At 65.5% G+C, this 16167-nt stretch carries 12 protein-coding genes; 3 read left to right on the top strand and 9 right to left on the bottom strand.

The genetic code is table 11. From position 1 onward, the window contains the following. Nucleotides 1-16 precede the first annotated feature (16 nt). The 3 genes from AC1RLU_RS24295 to AC1RLU_RS24285 are packed head-to-tail and all read left to right on the top strand — an operon-like array spanning nucleotide 17 to nucleotide 818. Entirely contained in the window at nucleotides 17-304 is a 288-nt protein-coding gene (locus AC1RLU_RS24295; RefSeq protein ID WP_492798681.1) for a hypothetical protein, read from the top strand. Between the two features lie 38 nt (nucleotides 305-342). Then, complete coding sequence (locus tag AC1RLU_RS24290) at nucleotides 343-597, top strand: DUF7696 family protein (protein WP_492798680.1); 255 nt, start codon at nucleotides 343-345, stop codon at nucleotides 595-597. Nucleotides 598-632: 35 nt separating this feature from the next. Continuing rightward, nucleotides 633-818, top strand: a complete 186-nt coding sequence (locus tag AC1RLU_RS24285) for a hypothetical protein (protein ID WP_492798679.1) — start codon at nucleotides 633-635, stop codon at nucleotides 816-818. On the opposite strand, the gene ligD is transcribed toward AC1RLU_RS24285, so the two are convergent. The 9 genes from ligD to AC1RLU_RS24240 form a co-directional block, all read right to left on the bottom strand. After that, nucleotides 815-1792 (bottom strand): non-homologous end-joining DNA ligase, encoded by a 978-nt coding sequence (ligD, locus tag AC1RLU_RS24280; protein ID WP_492798678.1) that lies wholly within the window; start codon nucleotides 1790-1792, stop codon nucleotides 815-817. The two genes, AC1RLU_RS24285 and ligD, sit on opposite strands and share 4 nt — an antisense overlap. Nucleotides 1793-2440: 648 nt before the next feature. After that, nucleotides 2441-3151: a hypothetical protein gene (locus AC1RLU_RS24275; RefSeq protein ID WP_492798677.1), complete on the bottom strand. Its 711-nt coding sequence runs from the start codon at nucleotides 3149-3151 to the stop codon at nucleotides 2441-2443. After that, nucleotides 3148-3501, bottom strand: a complete 354-nt coding sequence (locus AC1RLU_RS24270) for a hypothetical protein (protein ID WP_492798676.1) — start codon at nucleotides 3499-3501, stop codon at nucleotides 3148-3150. The genes AC1RLU_RS24275 and AC1RLU_RS24270 overlap by 4 nt, the downstream gene beginning before the upstream one ends. A 120-nt stretch (nucleotides 3502-3621) precedes the next feature. After that, nucleotides 3622-3855, bottom strand: coding sequence for a hypothetical protein (locus AC1RLU_RS24265; protein WP_492798675.1), 234 nt, complete (start codon nucleotides 3853-3855; stop codon nucleotides 3622-3624). Beyond that, entirely contained in the window at nucleotides 3852-4820 is a 969-nt protein-coding gene (locus AC1RLU_RS24260; protein WP_492798674.1) for a glycoside hydrolase family 19 protein, read from the bottom strand. The genes AC1RLU_RS24265 and AC1RLU_RS24260 overlap by 4 nt, the downstream gene beginning before the upstream one ends. Nucleotides 4821-4893: 73 nt before the next feature. Then, a complete protein-coding gene (locus AC1RLU_RS24255; RefSeq protein WP_492798673.1) occupies nucleotides 4894-7965 on the bottom strand; it encodes a hypothetical protein in 3072 nt (1023 codons plus the stop codon). A 45-nt stretch (nucleotides 7966-8010) separates the two neighbouring features. After that, a complete protein-coding gene (locus tag AC1RLU_RS24250; RefSeq protein ID WP_492798672.1) occupies nucleotides 8011-8535 on the bottom strand; it encodes an HNH endonuclease in 525 nt (174 codons plus the stop codon). Then, nucleotides 8535-12932 (bottom strand): hypothetical protein, encoded by a 4398-nt coding sequence (locus AC1RLU_RS24245; protein ID WP_492798671.1) that lies wholly within the window; start codon nucleotides 12930-12932, stop codon nucleotides 8535-8537. The genes AC1RLU_RS24250 and AC1RLU_RS24245 overlap by 1 nt, the downstream gene beginning before the upstream one ends. Next, complete coding sequence (locus AC1RLU_RS24240; protein ID WP_492798670.1) at nucleotides 12932-16159, bottom strand: transglycosylase SLT domain-containing protein; 3228 nt, start codon at nucleotides 16157-16159, stop codon at nucleotides 12932-12934. The genes AC1RLU_RS24245 and AC1RLU_RS24240 overlap by 1 nt, the downstream gene beginning before the upstream one ends. Nucleotides 16160-16167 lie beyond the last annotated feature (8 nt).

Below are 16167 nucleotides of genomic sequence, written 5' to 3'. Positions count from 1 at the left end.
AGCTAGGAGTCAAGCCATGAAGCGGAACCCGCGCCGCGCCTACAACAAGGACGGCAGCGAAATCCAGCCCGCCACGGTCGCGAGCCATATGGCTCTCGGGCGACGGAAGATCGAGATCTACTGCAACGAATGCCATCACCATGCGAATGGCATCGATGTCAGCGGGCTGCCGCCCGAGACGCCCATTCCTGACGTCTGCCTGCGCTATCGCTGCTCCGTCTGCGGCTCGAAAAACCTTATGTCACGGGGCGACACCCATGAGCACTACGAACTCGTGGATGCGCAGAGGAAAGCGCGCGGCTGATCGTTTTCGGTTCCGAGCGAATCTGGCAAGTCGCGATCATGCCTTACCCGCCCGACAACCCGCCGCACGTCTACTCCATCCTCGCCGGCCGTGAGGTGTCGACCTGGTCGGAAGAGTGGAAGCACGAATGCGAGGTGCGGTTTCTTGCCGGACTGCCTCTCCGTGAACGGAACGATGCTATCGACGGTGTGAAGGACGGGCTTCGAGGCATGAAGAGCATCCGCGGCGACGCGGCGGTCGCGCATATCCGCGCCGAGATCGATCGATATGCGGCGCTGAAGAGCAAGCCCTGACCGGAACGACGTTCGCGCCGGCAGGTTGCCCGCCTATGCATCTCGTGATCCGAAACGATGAAGAGCTGCGGGCCGCTTTAGATCGAGCAGAGGAATTGCTCGGCTGCGTAAACGGGAGCGCGGAGGAGCGCGAGCTCGAAGAGATCGCTGAAGCGGTCGATCTGTATGCGCAAGTCGCGCTCTCGCAGCGCCACGCTGCCAACGACGACGCTGCGAGCTAGACCAACCGATAGATCGAGGATTCGTCCGCCTCTTCGCGCAAGCCCTTGTAGGAGGCGTGACGAAGCTTGCTGTCGTCCGTCCACGCCCGGAAAGCGATCTCGGCCACGAGGTCGGGGCGCGCCCACCGGACGCCCTTGCGGTTCTTCATCATGGCGGGTGGCTTGTCGACCGGTATCGCGTCGAGCTGCCTCTTCAATGCCATGCCGCTGGTATGTGTGAAGCCGGTGCCGACTCCGCCGACATAGGCCAAACCTTTTCCCTGCCTCGCTGCAAGAAGGAGCCGCCCGATACCGCCGATCGCCGCGGCCGAGGGCTCGTACCCAATGATCGCGAAGCTCTCAGTCTGCGCGCACTTCACCTTCAGCCAGTCACCGCCGCGCCCAGATCGGTAGGGAGCCGACCGCCTTTTGGCGATGATACCTTCAAGTCTCATCTCGCAAGCAAGCTTGAGGAAGGCCGCGCCATCCGCATTGATCTCATCGCTCAGGCTTATCGAGCCATGTGGCTGCCCGGCCAGCGCGTCGGCAAGCATCTCGCGGCGCTCGGTCAGTGGCTGCTCCCGCAGGTCATGGCCGTTGAGGTAGAGGAGATCGAAAGCGTAGAGCCGGGCCTCGGAGGCGAAGCGCTTGCCCCCACGGCCTCCAAGGGCCTTCTGCAGCGCGCCGAAATCGGAGGCGCCGCGCTCGTCGAGCACCACGGCCTCACCATCCAGGATCGCACTGTCGAGCCCGAGCTCGAGCGCATCATGCCCGATCGTCGGGAAGCGAGGTGTCCAGTCGTGGCCCCCGCGGGTGATGATCCGGACGCGCTTGCCGAGGATATGGATCGCCAGCCGGTAGCCGTCCCACTTCACCTCGAAAGCCCAATCATCGCCGACCGGCGGCTTGCTCTGAAGCTTCGCGAGGCAGGGCTCGACCCGCTCCGGCATCGGATCGACGAAGAGGTCACGCTCGGCCTTGCGCCGCCGAGCCACCGGACCCTTGACCACCTCCGGCGGAGGCCCGGCTCTGAGAACCCGACGCGCGCACATTGAACGCAACTCCACAACGCAACGAGTCGCGAACGAGCGGCGGATCGAATCGTTCCGGCCAGTCGAAAACGAAAAAGGCCCGGCGCCGCGCGAGCGGGCCGGGCCGGTAGCAAAACTTTCAAAGCGCTAGGCGGCGGCAAGCGGCCGACTTTTAGCACCGAAGATCGGCAGCGCGATTGCCCTATGGGACCAGGGGATGGATTCCCGAGAGCCCAAATCCGACTGGCATTTTGAAGTAGCCCACGCCTACGTCAATGGATTGACCATGGCCGTCAATATGCTCGAACAGCCGCCAAACGCCCTCATGAACTGTGACAGACTCCGCTCGGTCATTCCAATTCCCGCCCAGGCCGAAGATATGGTAGCCGACCTTAGTCAGGTCCAATTCTTGCCCGTCAAACTCTTCTTCGTATTGGTTCGCCCGCAAAGTGATCCGTGCCACGTTGTACCCCCTCGGGCCAAGTATTACCGCATTCGGCTCCAGAGACTGGGTCGCAGTCTCTGATTTCGGTGTCAATATCTGTGCCGGTTCCGACGAGATGAAAGTGACGGGCTGCGGAGGTAAGGGTGCACCTGAGCATGCGCTTACCTTTAGGCGGCACCCTTCAAAAGCCCGAGCGCGACGAGCGCGGCGCGGATCGCGTTTCCCTGTGCCGCCAGCGTCGCGGCCGCGTGCGCCTGGCTACGGTTCAGGACCGTGAACTCCACCCAGCCCGAACCCTCAACGAAGGCCGTCACAGCGGAGGCGGTGACGCCAATCGTCTGTCCGGCGGAGCCCAGATTGCCAGCCGTGATCGCCGTGCCCACGACTGTGCCGCCGATCGTGTTCTGGTTCGCCGTGGTCAGGGCCATCACGCCGCCTGTCACGGCCACAGCGTTCACCGAGGCAGTTAGCGTCGCCAGCTTTGAGGCTGTGGACGCGGGCTTGGCCGTGCGGAACAGAGCCGAGATCACCGTGAAGTCGAAGGGCAGGGCGACCTTGAAGTCGCCGGCCGCGATATCTGCCAGTTGCAGAGGGAGGATGATCGTCTGGCGATAGGTTGCAGCGGCAAGGCCGGTCGTCGGAGCGGCCGTCCCGCCGGAGTTGTCTACGATGGCGGCCTGCGCGGCGCCGGCGGGCTGCGCAACCGGATCAGCGCCGAAGAAGGAGCGTTGGGCCGCAGCGGTGCGCCCAAGCACATTGCGCCAGAGCGAGCCGAACGTGCGCTTGGCATTGGCCGCGCCGGACGCCGGCCGGACATAGAGCAGTTCGCCTTCGGCAGCGTCATCCGGCGCGGCCGGGAGGTTGGGAAGCGTCGTCATCGAGCATCCACCTTGCGTTCGATCCGCTGCATGATGGCCAGGATCACCTTCACGTCGGCCGAGAGCTCGTTCGTCTTCTGCCGGTCGATCTCAGCCGAGCGCTTGATCTCCATCGTCTCTTCCTTGAACTGGCGCTTCGTCTCGGCCAGGTCGTTGGTGAGGCGCGTGATCGCAGCGGCGGTCTGCACGTCGGCGGCCTTGCTATCCGACCAGAACCCGAGCGCCTGACCGCTGAGCGCGACGATGACCGCGATCCCGGCCGACAGCAGGCTCGGGATCAAGCGCTCGAAGAACTTCCCATCGCGGTTGCCGATCATGGCCTCGACCTTTTGGTTCATCGCCAGCCACACGCCTTCAGGCCGTATTCGTTGTGCTTCACGATGGACGCCTTGTCGGCAGCGTCCATCGCGGCGGCGGCAGAGGCGGAAGGCCGGATCGGAGAGGAAACGTCGCAGAAGTCCCCGGCGTTCCTACCGGCGCACCCAGCGAGACATGCGCTGGTCAAGATCAGCATGGCCCAGGCCGTCCACTTCATCGTCGATTTCCTTCCGCACCTGCCGAGCCTCGGCCCGCTTCTGCTCCTGCTCCGCTCGGATCGCGGCCTCGCCTTCCTGCCGGCCCTTGAGCCAGATACCGAAAGCGAGGGCGATCAGCGCGCCCGCTCCAGCCAGCCAGCCGGAAACCTTCGACCAGAGCCAGGTCATGCCGATATCTCCCGCTTCAGGTCGCGCACGGCGGCGAGGATGCGGGCATGGAACAGGATACCGAGCCCGCCCAGAACGATGCTGGCCCCGGCGATGGCCAGGACGACGCGCCAGTCTCCGAGCAAGGCGGCGAAGCCGCTGCCGCCGGCAAGCGCGATCTGGCCGATGCGCTCCCAGAACCCGCCCGTCTTCTCGACCGGCTTGTCGAGGGCTGGCGGCGTCACGGGCACCTCTTCGACCACCGGCGCCGACTTCACATCATCCGATCGCGCCGCGCCGGCCGTCATTGCCACAAGCGCCTTGTGCATTGCCGCGCGCGTCTTGGGGCCCGCGTCACCGTCGACCAGGGCGAGCTTGGCGTCGGATTGGAAACGGCGCACCTCGTCCGGCCCGTAGCCGAGCACCACAAGTGATGCCCGCGCAAGCAGATCGAGGCGATCATCGTAGCCGTTGAGCCCGCCGTTGATCCGGCGCGTGATCATCTCGACATCGCCCTGATCGGCGTATCGGTTGAGATTGCGGGTGTCCCAGTACCAGAGCGGCCCGAGCCCTTCCCAGGGATCTGTGTTCATCAGGTCGGGGAAGCGGAGGAAGTCGGGCGCGTTGGCGTCGATGTGCTTTCGGCACCAGTCGCGGAAGGCCTTGGTGTTCGCGCGCCCGGTGATCTGCATCCCGGTATGGCCGGCGAACTTGCGGCCGTCGCCTGGCTGGGTGTTGCCGAGGTCGGCGCGGCCCTCGTAGCGCTTCTGCGCTGGGGTCGGTCCCCACACCTCGCGATCGTACCGGAACTCCCCGCTCTCGTGCATGATCTGCGGGATGAACTGCGCCAGGCGATGCGGCTGATCGAGTCCGAACCGGCTGCCATAATGCGACAAGGCGACCAGGACGGAATTCGCGTTCGCCACGGCCGCCGCATTCAACGGCTTGCGCGCGATCTCCCGGACCTGTTCGATGGAAAGCTGCATCTGGCACCTCGTGATGCCAGACCATGGGCGGCGGAGGGGCAAGCCGCACCGCACATCCGGGAAGGGGGGGCTCTCAACCGCAATAAAGGACGGCCGGCACGGTGAAGGAGCCATCGCCATAGGTTTCGATCACCTGCGAAGAGGAAATCTTGCCGAGGGTCCGGGCGGTAATCGCATCGCCGGCCTGCACGCGGGCGCAACCGCCACCGGCGCTTTCGACGAGGTCACCGCCCTGCACGATCTCGCCGGACGCCAGCCGCACCATGAAGGCGCCAAGGCCCGCGACCTGCATGTCGCCGTCATCATCGAGCCCGAGCGCGACGCCGTAGATGCGCCGCGATGCCTCCCCGGCAACCTGCACCATCGGCAGATGCTCATTAAGCTCGGCCGTGATCAGGCCGGAATAGGTCAGGCCGTCATAGTCGACCTGCTCGATATCGCCCACCTGGCCGTCGCCGCTGTACTGCATCGCCGTCGTGAATTGCACGCCGGGATGAATGACGATCTCGGTTCCGTCGTCATCGATCTCGATTTCCGGCTGGCGGATGACCTCGATCTCGATGCGCTTCCAGGCGCAAAGCTCGTCGAGCGTCTCCAGGACGGTGCCTCGGGGTAGCGCCCCAACGCCCTGCGACCAGTGCGCCCCCACGAAGGTGTTATACGCGATGACGCCGCCTGCGATGGCGATACCGCCTTGGACCACGCCGTCCTTCCGGAAGTGCACGAGGTCGCCATCACTGCCGTTGCGGTTGACGTTCAAGACGTAGTCGCTGTTGCGGCTGAAGAAGCCCGCACCATCGGCCCGGATCGCGCCGCCGACCACGGTATTGCCCGCGCCGGGCGTGGTGCCTAGCGGATTGCCGACGCGGAGACCATTCGCCTCGAAGCGGCCCAGCTCCGTGCTGCCGGCGCCGTTGCGGAACAGGATCGCATCCGCCTCGTGAATAATCGACCGCCCAGCCCGAAGGGGGCGCAGGATCAGGTCCGCCGTCAGGTTGGACACGGGGGCCATCTGGAGGCCCTGCACAAAGCCGGACCTCGGTGTGAACATGGTGAGGCCAAGAAGGTTGGTGCCATCGTCGCCCAGCATGATCAGGTTGCGGGTCTCGCCGACCTGACCGGTCGCCCAGGGAGCGTCATTGCTGGCCGGTGAGGCGATCAGGTGCCCGCCGCCTTCGACCTGCACGGCGTAGAAGGCAAAGTCCTGCGCGTCATGGAAATGCATGGTGACCGGCTCCAAGGTCTGCACCTTGAAGTTGAAGAACTTCGCGCCGCGTAGCGGATAACCGGACGCCTCGAAACCCTTGCTGTCAGAGAGGCCAAGCGCGGATGCCCTCTGTCCACTCACATGGTCCAGCCCGGTGCAGATCACATCGCGGTATTCGGTGTTTGCGATACCGGCCGAGGGATGGCGAACATGGAAGATGCCGGTGGGGTTCGGCGTCACGCCCGTGAACTGCAAATACTCGCTGGATCCGCCAGCACGCGCGAGCCCGGTATAGGTGTAGGTGACATTGTTGCTGCCCCGGAACGTGCCCGCAGCCGGCCAGTAGCTTTCCTCGCTCCAAAAGACCTGCACGGAGGAGGTGCTCGGCGTGGTGCAGGCCCAGCGATCAGGTCCACGGATGCCAAGACCGACGCGCCCTTGGAAGCGGCAGCGGCTGACCTTGTTGCGCTCGCCCCGCGAGTTGGTGGTTGCGGTGATGGCCTCTAGGAAGCCAAATTCACGCCAATCCCCCACCGACTGGCAGTTGTCGACCGTGACATACTCGCCGTCTCGAATGAGGATGCCGAAGTCCCAGGCATCCCCGAGGTTGGTGGAGGCCTGATTGCTCCAATCGGAAATGCCATCATCGCCAATCCACACGGCGACGCGGCAGCCTTCAACGCCCCAGCCCTGCGCCTCAAACTCTCCGGTAATGCCCGCCGAGAAAAGGCGAGGAGTGGCAGGCGTGGTGCCCGTGGCGTCGGCGTTGTGGGCAGACCACAGCTTGAAGAATTGGCCAGGATTGGCCGCATCAGGCCGCCAGCCCCCGCCATTCTTCATCGACGTGATGCCGGGGAATGCTTGGTCTTTCGTGCCCGTGCCAGCGAACACGAAGTTGGTGGCGTACCAAGTCTTGACGCGGGCCGGGTAGATGGGCTCCCACTCGCCGGTCGCCCCACCGCAGATTAGCTTGACGCCGCTAGGCAGCCGCCAGCCGCCCACGCCCATGGTGTAGAACAGACCCCGAGCGTAGATGCGTCCGCCACCACGAGCCTTCATGAAGGCCTGGGCTGACTGCTTGGCAACCTCGTTCCCGGCCACATAGGCGAGCGATAGACCGCGCCGAACGCCGAACATCTCGACATGGAATTCTTGTTCAGCCAGGGCGCCCCAAAGGCCGCCGGCGAGCGCGATGCCGCCATTGTCCGGCTCAGTTCCTACAACCTCATAGAGCGCGCCGCCGCCGTCGCCTGGCGCGAAGCGGCCAGCTGTGCGGAAGAATAGCTGGATTACCGGGAGGGAGGCTCCAGTGGCGGCAAGAGCCGTCGAAAAGTCCGCGATGCCATCGCCCACAATGGCGGCCGGCAAGCCCAAAGGCGCGAAGCCCCCAGCTCCGTCCCATCCTGCGTAAAAATTGCGCCGCAACGCGACGGGAGGAATCTCGATGCCACTCTCGCTTACGGGAACACGAACGGCGCGGTTTGCTACATCAGCGAGCACCGGCTCGGCCGCATCGAGCCTCGCATCAAGTGCGCTCACATCCGCCTGACGCCGGGACTTTTCGCGATCAACATCACGGCGGAGCTCCTGATCGGTCGCCGTCAGGATGTTCAGTTCGGTGTTGTGATCGCGCGCGGGAATGCCGCGGCCTTCCGCATACTGCCCCTGCCGGCGCGGGTCGCGAACGCCATCGATGACGAGCGCGCCGGTAACCGGGGCGGCGAAGGTGATAGAGCCATTGATCCAGGTGTTCGGCTCCCCGTAAAAGCCGCTCTCGATCGTGCCCGAGAACGTCCAGCCGGTGACCTCAACATCGTCGAGCGTGACGAGGAGATCAGCCCCCGTGCCATCGAAGACGGGGAAGTCGATGGGGAAAGGCCCGGTCGCAGCAACCGGCGCGTAGGACATCGAGCGTTCGGAGGCGGGGATCGTGGTCATAGCGCGACATTCGCCGCGCCTTCACCGACCTGCACCGCACATGGATCAGCCGAACCGGGCGAACTCTCCGAAAGCCTGCATCGCCGCTACGCGATAGGCTGCATGCGCATCCGAGGGCTTGTCGAACAGACCAAGATGGCGGTGGCGGCCACCGATATAGATCTGAGCTCTGTACCTTCCTGCTCCACGGTGGAAGGAAACGCCTTTGGGCAGGCTCTTTCCGCGATGAAGCCGGGAATTTCGCAAGTTCTCGTGCTTCGAGGCTGCACGCATATTCTGCGGGCGGTTATTGGTGAAATCCCCGTCGATGTGGTCGATATCGTTCGGCGGCTCGGTGCCATGGTGTAGTTTCCAAACCACCCGATGAGCGAGAAGCTGCCGGTATTGGAGGACAACGGTGAGCCGGCCGTGGCTTGCGCCAGGACTACCAGCCTTCTGACCTCCCCACCTGCCATTCCATTGCGGCGACATATTCGCTCTCTCCCGCCAGTAGAGACAGCCGGTTTCTGAATCGAGCACGAAGGCGCGCCGCAACTCTTCAAGAGGCGGGAGCGGTTTGGTTGACGGCATCAGGGCGTCCTCTGCGGAATTCCGAGTTGGCGGTTCACTCCGACTTCGACTTCATCGAGCAGCCGCCTTACAAAAAAGAGATTTTGGAACGGCAGCAGCCGGCGCACGGCTGTGGTGTCCGAGGCGTTCCATTCGCCCGTCGCAGCCGAGCCGCCGATCTGCGCGAGACGCTCGACCTTGTTGGCGGTCGGGCCGGCGAAGGTGCCCAGCACACCACGCGACTGCATGCGCGACAGCGGCTTGTCCGCGCCGATCACGCGGTAGATGTCCGACTGGCCGCGCGTGAACTTGGCGCCCATGCTGTTGATCTCGTCGAACCAGCCCATGACGCCGGAACGCGAGATACCTTCCTTCACCCAGTCCTGCGGACGCTCGCTGGCCTTCTGCCCCGAGACGAGGGTGTAGAGGCGATAGGAGAGCATGCCGAGCGTGACGGCAGCGAAGAGGCCCTGCAGCGTGTTCCAGTCCGAGCGCTGCAGGTTGGCGATCAGCATCCGCTCGTTCGCCGCCGAGATGAACGCCTTGAACTGGCCGAGCATCGACATCACCGGGCTCGACATCCAGAGCGGCTTTTCCAGACCCGGCGTGATCACCGCGATATCGACCTCGCGCTGAAGGGCCGCGTCGAACGCTCGCGCAGCGCCGCGGTCCTTCCACTGGTCGGTGTTCGGCAGGCGAGCGCCGTCGACCTCCGCGCCGCCGCCATCGGCGAACGCCTTGTGGATGCGCCCGGCCATGGCCTCGTCGATGCTGGATTCCGCGAGATTGGCGATGTCCTTGGCCGTCGCTTTGCCGAGCGCGACCCGCTCCGTCGCACGCAGCATCTCTGCCGAGGCGACCGTCGCGCCGATGCCCTTGGTCCAGTCCGTCCAGAACGTCTGCCCGTTGATGACCTGCGACTTATCGGCAGCCCAGCGCACGGCGCGTTCGAAGCGCGTTCCCGGCCGGTAGTTCTCCGCCACATCGGCGATCGAATGACCGCGTAGGTTGGTCTGCGTCTCGACCGCCAGCAGCATCGCGCGGAGCTGCCGCTTATCAGCCTCGCCAGCCGGTGCGGTGGTGAGCATGCGCTGAAAGAACGGCGCCCAGCCGTCGCGGAAGGTGTTGACGAAGCCATGGCGGAAGACGACGCCCGCCGCATCGCCCATGCTGTTCAGTGCGGCCGTGCCCAGGTCCGTGATGACGTTGAAGTTCTTCGCGACCTGCGCGTATCGGGCGATGTTCCGGCCGGTCGCGTCCTGCGAGAAGCCGAAGGTTCCGCGGATACGGTCGCGTGTGGCGGCGACATCGCGAAGGAGCGCCTGCTTCTCCGCTTCGATCGCCTTCAGCTCTTTCACGTTTGTCGTGCGCGCGGCCTTTGCTGCCGACTCCTCGACGATCTTCTTCATCGCCTCGGTCATGTCGACATCGCCGAACCGCTCGACTAGCGCCATGTCCGGCAGCATCGTCCGAGTGACCGTCGAAAGGACGTGCTCCGCGTCGTCCTCGATCAGGTCGCGGACAAGGCTCGTCGGGATGGCGAAGTCACGCGACCGCAGCGAGCCGCGCATCTCCCCGGTTTCCGGCGTCGCCATGTTCTTCGGGCCGCCCGAGGCTGCGTCGTAGGGCAGTCGCCCGTCCGGCGTGCCGAGGATGCGGTCGACGATCTCGTTCGCGCGGGCATCGAGCTCAGCCCGCGACATGTTGCGGTCGGAATCGAGGATGCGCGCGACGGCCTTCATCATCGGCTTGTCGGCGCCGGAGAGGCGAGGGGCATTCGGATCGCGGCCGAGCGCGGCCTTGTCCCGCGCCTTGATAGCGGTCAGGGCCTCATTCGCAGACCGGCCGCCCCACTCGCCGAGCTCTTGCTCGATGCGCGTCATGATCTCGGCTTCCGCTGCATCTTGAAGCCGCTGCGCTTCCTCTAGCAGTTCCCGGCGCGTCGTCGACTGCGCCCGGCGATCTTCCAGGATGCCAATGCGGCCACGGCTGACGCGGTCAGCGATGCCGGCCTCGGCCTGCCTACCTCCGACGACGTGCGCCTGCGTAGCTGCCTGCTGGCGCCCGCGCATGCCGCGCTGAACGGCAGCACGCGCCGATGCGAGATCGCCCTTCGCTAGCGTCAATTCCCCGTCGACACCTTCGAGCCGGACGGACGGCGGCACCGCGGCGCCTTCCATCTCGGCAAGCGCGCGGTCTAAGTCCTCCAGGCTGCGCGGGTTGGCGCTGTCACCACGCAGGAACGCTGCGACATCCTCGCGCGACTTCGGCGTGAAGCCCGCGCGCGACATAGCCTCGTCGAGCGATGCGGCGAACCGCGTGGCGTCGAGGGCTGCGTGCTGTGCGCCCGTCATACTGTCGAGCCAGAACCCCGGCTGCTGGCCGCGCATGGCATCGTCGAGCAAGTCGAGCACCTGGCGCTCGGTCGGGCGCTCGGGGAGGCGGAAATCCTCCATGAGCTTTTCGCCCCACTCATCGAGCGTGCGGCCGTTGTTCGAAAGCAAGCCGGGGTGCGCGCGCGTCGAGCCGACGACATAGCGGGCATCCCCGCCCGTATCCTTGATACCGCCGTTGCGCGCGAGGTAATGCGCGAAGGATGGTTCCCGCGCCGGCCGGCGCCGGCCGAGCACGATATCCGCCGCCATGCTGCCGACGCGGTCGGAGAGGGCGCCCGCCGCCTCCTCGCGGTCGATGCGCTCCAGATCAGCATCCGAGACGGCCGCCTGCTTCTCCGCCCGACGCGCGGCGCGGAAATCCTTCTCCAGGTTGTCGATACGCTCCCGAAGCGCGGGGTTCGTGACCTCCTCGCGCATCGTCGAAATGAACTCTTCGAGCTCGGATTGTTCCTGCGCAAGGAGAGACTGCCGCTCGTTCAGGACATCGACGCGCCCGGCCGCCCGGCGCGCTTCCAGAGCGCGTTCCGAGATCTTTCCTTCGAGCTTCTGCGTCGTCGCTTCGAGCCGCTGCACCTGCGCTTCGAGCTTGGCGCGCGTGGCATCGACCGCTTCAAGCTCATCGCTAGCGACCGAGAGACGCTCTTGCGCAGAAGCCTTTCGGGTCTGCTCTCCTTCCAGCCAGTCCGCGAACCGCTTCACCGCATCCGGCCGGCGCTGCGTCAACTTCTCCCGATTCCAGACGCGCGCGAACCACGAGGGGTCACCCTTCGGCGCCGCGTCTGGATCGAGCAGCCCGAGCGCGACCGCTTTTTCCCGGATCGGGTCCAGGATATTGGCGCGGATCGACTTCGCGGCCTGCTCGACCTGCGGCACCGCATGCACGTCGCCGGAGAACAGGGCGTTCGTCACCTCGCGCTTGAAGTCGTTGAACGACAGCTTGCCGTCCTCCACGACGCCGCGCAGGTCGTCAATCGCCGCGCGCGCCATGGCCGCAGACGGGACGGCATCGCCGAAGCGATACGCCGTGAACGCATCCTTCAGCGTCTCTGCCGCTTCAAGCTGCATGCCGAGTTTCTGCGCCTGAACCACGCGGCTCACCGGCGCGCCGCCGAACGACGTGCTGATGCCGCGCGCATTGTCCTCGAAGCGCAGCGGCGTTTCCGCAAGATCGGCCAGCGCACGCTTCGCCGAGACATTGTCCGACGAGAACACGCGCAGGGTCGGGCTCATCTTCTCAACGAGCGTCGACAGACCCGGCACCTTGTCCAGCCCATAGCCCACGAGTTTGAGCTGCCGGATGTCTGTTGCCGCTGCGCCGGCCGAGGCCGGTTGCCCCGCGGAACCCTCGACAATCTCCGTGACGAACTTGCGGTCCTGATCAAAGAGACCTTCCATGGCTCGGCGCTCGGCACGCGTAAGCAGCGATGCTGCCCCACTGCCGATCAAGCCGCCAAGCACAGTTCCAGTCGCAATCGCGATGACGCTTTCTTCTGTGGTCCGAGCATCTTGGTTGGCGTGCAGGGCAAGCTCGGAAACGCCGGCTTGCAGACCGGAGAGACCGCCGACAACGGCCGCTGACCGGGCCACGCTATATCCGCCACGGGCTGCTCTTACGACCCCTCCCAGCGGCAGGAACGAGGGAGCATCCAGCAATCCAGCCGCAATGCCAGCCGCGACACCCCAGCCGCCAGCGTCATGCATTGCGCGCCGATCAGCCTCTTGGGAGTCGATACGGGCCTGCCAGTCGCGCATCTCCGCCGCCGAGCGGATGTTCAGTGCATCGTCGAGATGGTCGCGCTCATATTTCGTGCCCCGGATCGCCTCGACAGGGTTGTACCCCGGCTCCGGCGCATAGGTCGGCCGGTTCAGGAGCGACACGACATTGGAGATCGTGTTCTCCTGTCGGAAGGCGGCGGATAGCGGATCAGGCCCCGGCGGCGGCGCGGCGAAGGGGCTGGGCTCCGTCATCGCGGACGGCGCTCGCAGCACGGTTTCTTCCGGCGTGTTGGGGATCAGCGGCATCAGTCGACCTTCCGCGTCCAGCCGCGATTCATTGCCTTCCGCCGCCGCTTCTCGTCGAGTGCGTCCTGCGCCTCATTGATCGGCCGGCGCCTCTCGACTTCTGCTTGAGCAGCCGCCCGCAGGGGCGCCATGGCAAGGTCGGGGTCTGCAACGAACCGCATTTCCTGGCCGCGGACTTGCAGTGCCTCGAACCTCCCGTCCGGCCTCTGAATGACGACGCTGTAGGACGGCGGCTTACCACTCTGGAACTCTGCTTGCGTGCGGGCGTCCGGAACGATCATCCGCGGGGCATCAAGCATCGCCGTCGACTGCGCCGAGAACACGTCCTGTCGGTTTGGATCGTAGTTCGCGCCCGAATAATCAGCGGGGTCAGCGACGACAGCGCCCATTCCAAAAAGCGCCTGCTGGACCGCCGCGTCGAATTGCGTCTTGATCCATTCATGCGAGCCGTTGATCGGCGGATAGGCGGGTGACTTCTCCGGCGCGAACCGCATCAGGCGGCCGCCGGACAGCGCGGACGGCGCGACGTAGCGCCTCATCCGCTCGACCGCGAGCTCCCGCGCCTTTCCTTCGTCGCCTAGCTCCGAATAGAAGCCGGCGAAAAGCGTATCGAACTCGGCCTTCATCTCCCCGGCCTGGAGCGCCTGAGCGGGCGCGCTCGGGCTGGTGAATGGCAGAGAACTTTCATCGAAGTACCCGGCGACATCAGACGTCGTCAGCTTCTTCGTCTTTTCTTTGGCCTCGGTTCGCAACGTCTCCCGCGCCTTCTGCATCGAAGGATCCTCAACGCGAGACATTTCCTTGGCGATGACTTCGGCCGGCATCGCGGCGAATTTCGACGTCCAGACCTCCAGCCGATCTTCGACGCTCGGGAACTTCTTGTTGAAGCCCTCCGGGTCGCGGCGGCGCTCGGCATCCAAGGCGGAGAAGGCGGCCGTCATCTTGGCCGGATCGCCCGAGCGAGACATGCCGATCAGCGCATCGCGGACCGGCGTCTGTGCGAGCAGCGCGCCGAACTGGTCCGGGGGCAGAGAGGCAAGCCCGCCGAGCAGGGCGCCGGAAGCCTGGCCATCGCCCTGCGCGAGTTGCTGCGAGAACTGCAACGTCTCCGCCTGCGTGAGCGGATTAACGGCCTCGGTCGCACCGGTGGCAGCGCGCAGCTCGTTCGCAGCCTTTGCGCGCGAGGGCAACGACGCCTGCAGGTTGCTCCAGTCGATCGGCGCTTGAGCCGGGACCATCTTGTACCGTTGGCCGGCGCCCATTGGATCATCCGCCAGGGCCTTGTCGCGCGCGTTGAACGACTCGGTCAGGTTGTCGACCATGGAGCGCTGGATCTCGGACGAGCCGCCCGAAAGCTCCTGCGTCAACCGCTGCATCGCCGCATCTCGGAGAGGCTTGGGCAGCCCCTCCAACTGCTTCGCGGCCTCCAGCGACTTCACGAGGCTGACCGTCTCGGTCTTCAGCTTCTGATCGCCGGACAGCGTGACCATGTCGACGAACGCGGAGAACTCCTCGGCAGACGGGGGCAGCCCCTTGCGGAATCCATCCGAGATCGAAGGCATCAGCCGGCGCGCATCCGAGGCCATGGACTTGCGGTAGTCGTCGATCATTGAGGCGTCGGGATAGAGATAGCCGCGGCCACCGCCAGCTACCTGGAACTGACGCGGCTGGGCGAACTCCGGCCCGCCGCCGACCGGGGGCGGCTTCCGATAGCCCGCCACGTCGTCGAGGTTGAACAGCGACGAGCTCACCGTGCCGCGAACCTTGTTGCCCGCGTCGTCAGTGCCGCCCTGATTGCCGCCGAGGACGCGCACATAGCGCTTGCCGTTCTTCTCCTCGAAGCCCTGCACGATTCCCGCGTGGCCGCTGCCGTCCTTCCAGTCGAAGACGACGATATCGCCCGATGTCGGCTGATAGGTCGCGGTGCCGTAGTTCAGGAAATCGAGAGCGCGGAGCGAGCCCGTTCCCTTCCGGCCAGACGCGCCCATGATGCCGTTCACGAACGCGGCGCACCAGGGGACCGTCGCGGGGTCGATGTCCGTGCCGGCATACTGCTTCAGGAAGCCCTTAAGCGCGGCCCGGCCGCCGGGGTCACGCTCGCTCATTCCGAGATATTGCGTGCCGATCTGTTCAGCCGTCGTGGCGCCGCTGATCTGCCGACCGTTGAACAGCACCGGGCCGGTCGGAGCAGCGCCCATGTTCAGGCGCGCCACGATCTTCTGCTTGTAGTCGCGCGTCTCGGCCGGCAGCACGGCGTCATCCTTGCCAGCAGCGATCCATTCCTGCGCAGTTCCGGGCCCGGCGTTGTAGGCCACCAGCGCCGAAGCCACATCACCGCCGAAGCGCCGCAGGTTCTGTGCGAGATAGGCCGTGCCCATCTGGACGTTCTGCTGCGGGTTGGCCTTCAGCCAGGCTTTCACGTCCGCGTCGCTTTTGCCGTCGAGATCGCGAATGCCCAGGCCGGCAGCGAGCTCGCGCGCGGTGCCCGGCATGATTTGCATGAGCCCCGACGCGCCGACCGGCGATTCCGCCGTTGCGATGCCGGACGACTCCTGCCCGATGACGGCCTGCACCAGGCGATCCATGCCGCCCGCGCCCGCGCCGGTAATCGCCTGCTTGGCGAAGTTGACCCGCTCGACCGTGGGCAGGCTCTCGAACATCTTCCACTGCTGCTTTGCCGCGCGTGTCTGCACGAGCTGCCGAACGGTGTTGGCTGCGCCCGCGGCCGAGGCGCGCGTCAGGAAGTCGTCGAAGGCTCCATCGTCGACATCGACACCGTTCTTCAGCCCGGCGAGTATTTCCTTGCCCTCGGCCGTCACTTCGCGCCGCGCCGTAGCCAGTTCCTTCGACCGCTCGTTGATGACGCTTTCGGCCAGGTTTCGATAGGTCCGGCGCTCCTTCGCGTCCATGCCGTTGGCCGGGTCGTCGAAGGCGCCCTGGACGAATTTGCGCGCAGCGTCGACGCCCTGATCGCCGAGCACCCGCCGGGTCATCGACGCAATGCTCTCACCCTTCAGCCGGGTATCGAGCCGCTGCGTGTCGAAGGCGTCCTTCTCGGCATTGTATGCGAATTTCGGGTTGGCCGAGAGCTGGCCGCCGATATCGGTCCATTCTTCGCGGGCACGCTTGAACTCGTCGGTATCCGTCCCGCCGTTCGCAGCCAGCGCCTCCAGATTGTCCGCGACCAGCTTCCGCCGGTCGACGAGCGAGTTGAAGGCGTTGCGCATGTCGAGAT

The organism is Allobosea sp. GW822-FHT05A11 (assembly GCF_058800455.1).
Note: the sequence above shows the minus strand (reverse complement) of the source record. Positions and strands in the feature narration are given on the sequence as shown.

Excerpts from the sequence above, each read along its gene's own strand:
- AC1RLU_RS24240 (WP_492798670.1), bottom strand. The coding sequence starts at position 16,159 with ATGCGCAACGCCTTCAACTCGCTCGTCGACCGGCGGAAGCTGGTCGCG.
- AC1RLU_RS24275 (WP_492798677.1), bottom strand. The coding sequence starts at position 3,151 with ATGACGACGCTTCCCAACCTCCCGGCCGCGCCGGATGACGCTGCCGAA.
- AC1RLU_RS24245 (WP_492798671.1), bottom strand. The coding sequence starts at position 12,932 with ATGCCGCTGATCCCCAACACGCCGGAAGAAACCGTGCTGCGAGCGCCG.
- AC1RLU_RS24265 (WP_492798675.1), bottom strand. The coding sequence starts at position 3,855 with ATGACCTGGCTCTGGTCGAAGGTTTCCGGCTGGCTGGCTGGAGCGGGC.
- AC1RLU_RS24250 (WP_492798672.1), bottom strand. The coding sequence starts at position 8,535 with ATGCCGTCAACCAAACCGCTCCCGCCTCTTGAAGAGTTGCGGCGCGCC.
- AC1RLU_RS24255 (WP_492798673.1), bottom strand. The coding sequence starts at position 7,965 with ATGACCACGATCCCCGCCTCCGAACGCTCGATGTCCTACGCGCCGGTT.
- AC1RLU_RS24290 (WP_492798680.1), top strand. The coding sequence starts at position 343 with ATGCCTTACCCGCCCGACAACCCGCCGCACGTCTACTCCATCCTCGCC.
- AC1RLU_RS24285 (WP_492798679.1), top strand. The coding sequence starts at position 633 with ATGCATCTCGTGATCCGAAACGATGAAGAGCTGCGGGCCGCTTTAGAT.
- AC1RLU_RS24295 (WP_492798681.1), top strand. The coding sequence starts at position 17 with ATGAAGCGGAACCCGCGCCGCGCCTACAACAAGGACGGCAGCGAAATC.
- AC1RLU_RS24260 (WP_492798674.1), bottom strand. The coding sequence starts at position 4,820 with ATGCAGCTTTCCATCGAACAGGTCCGGGAGATCGCGCGCAAGCCGTTG.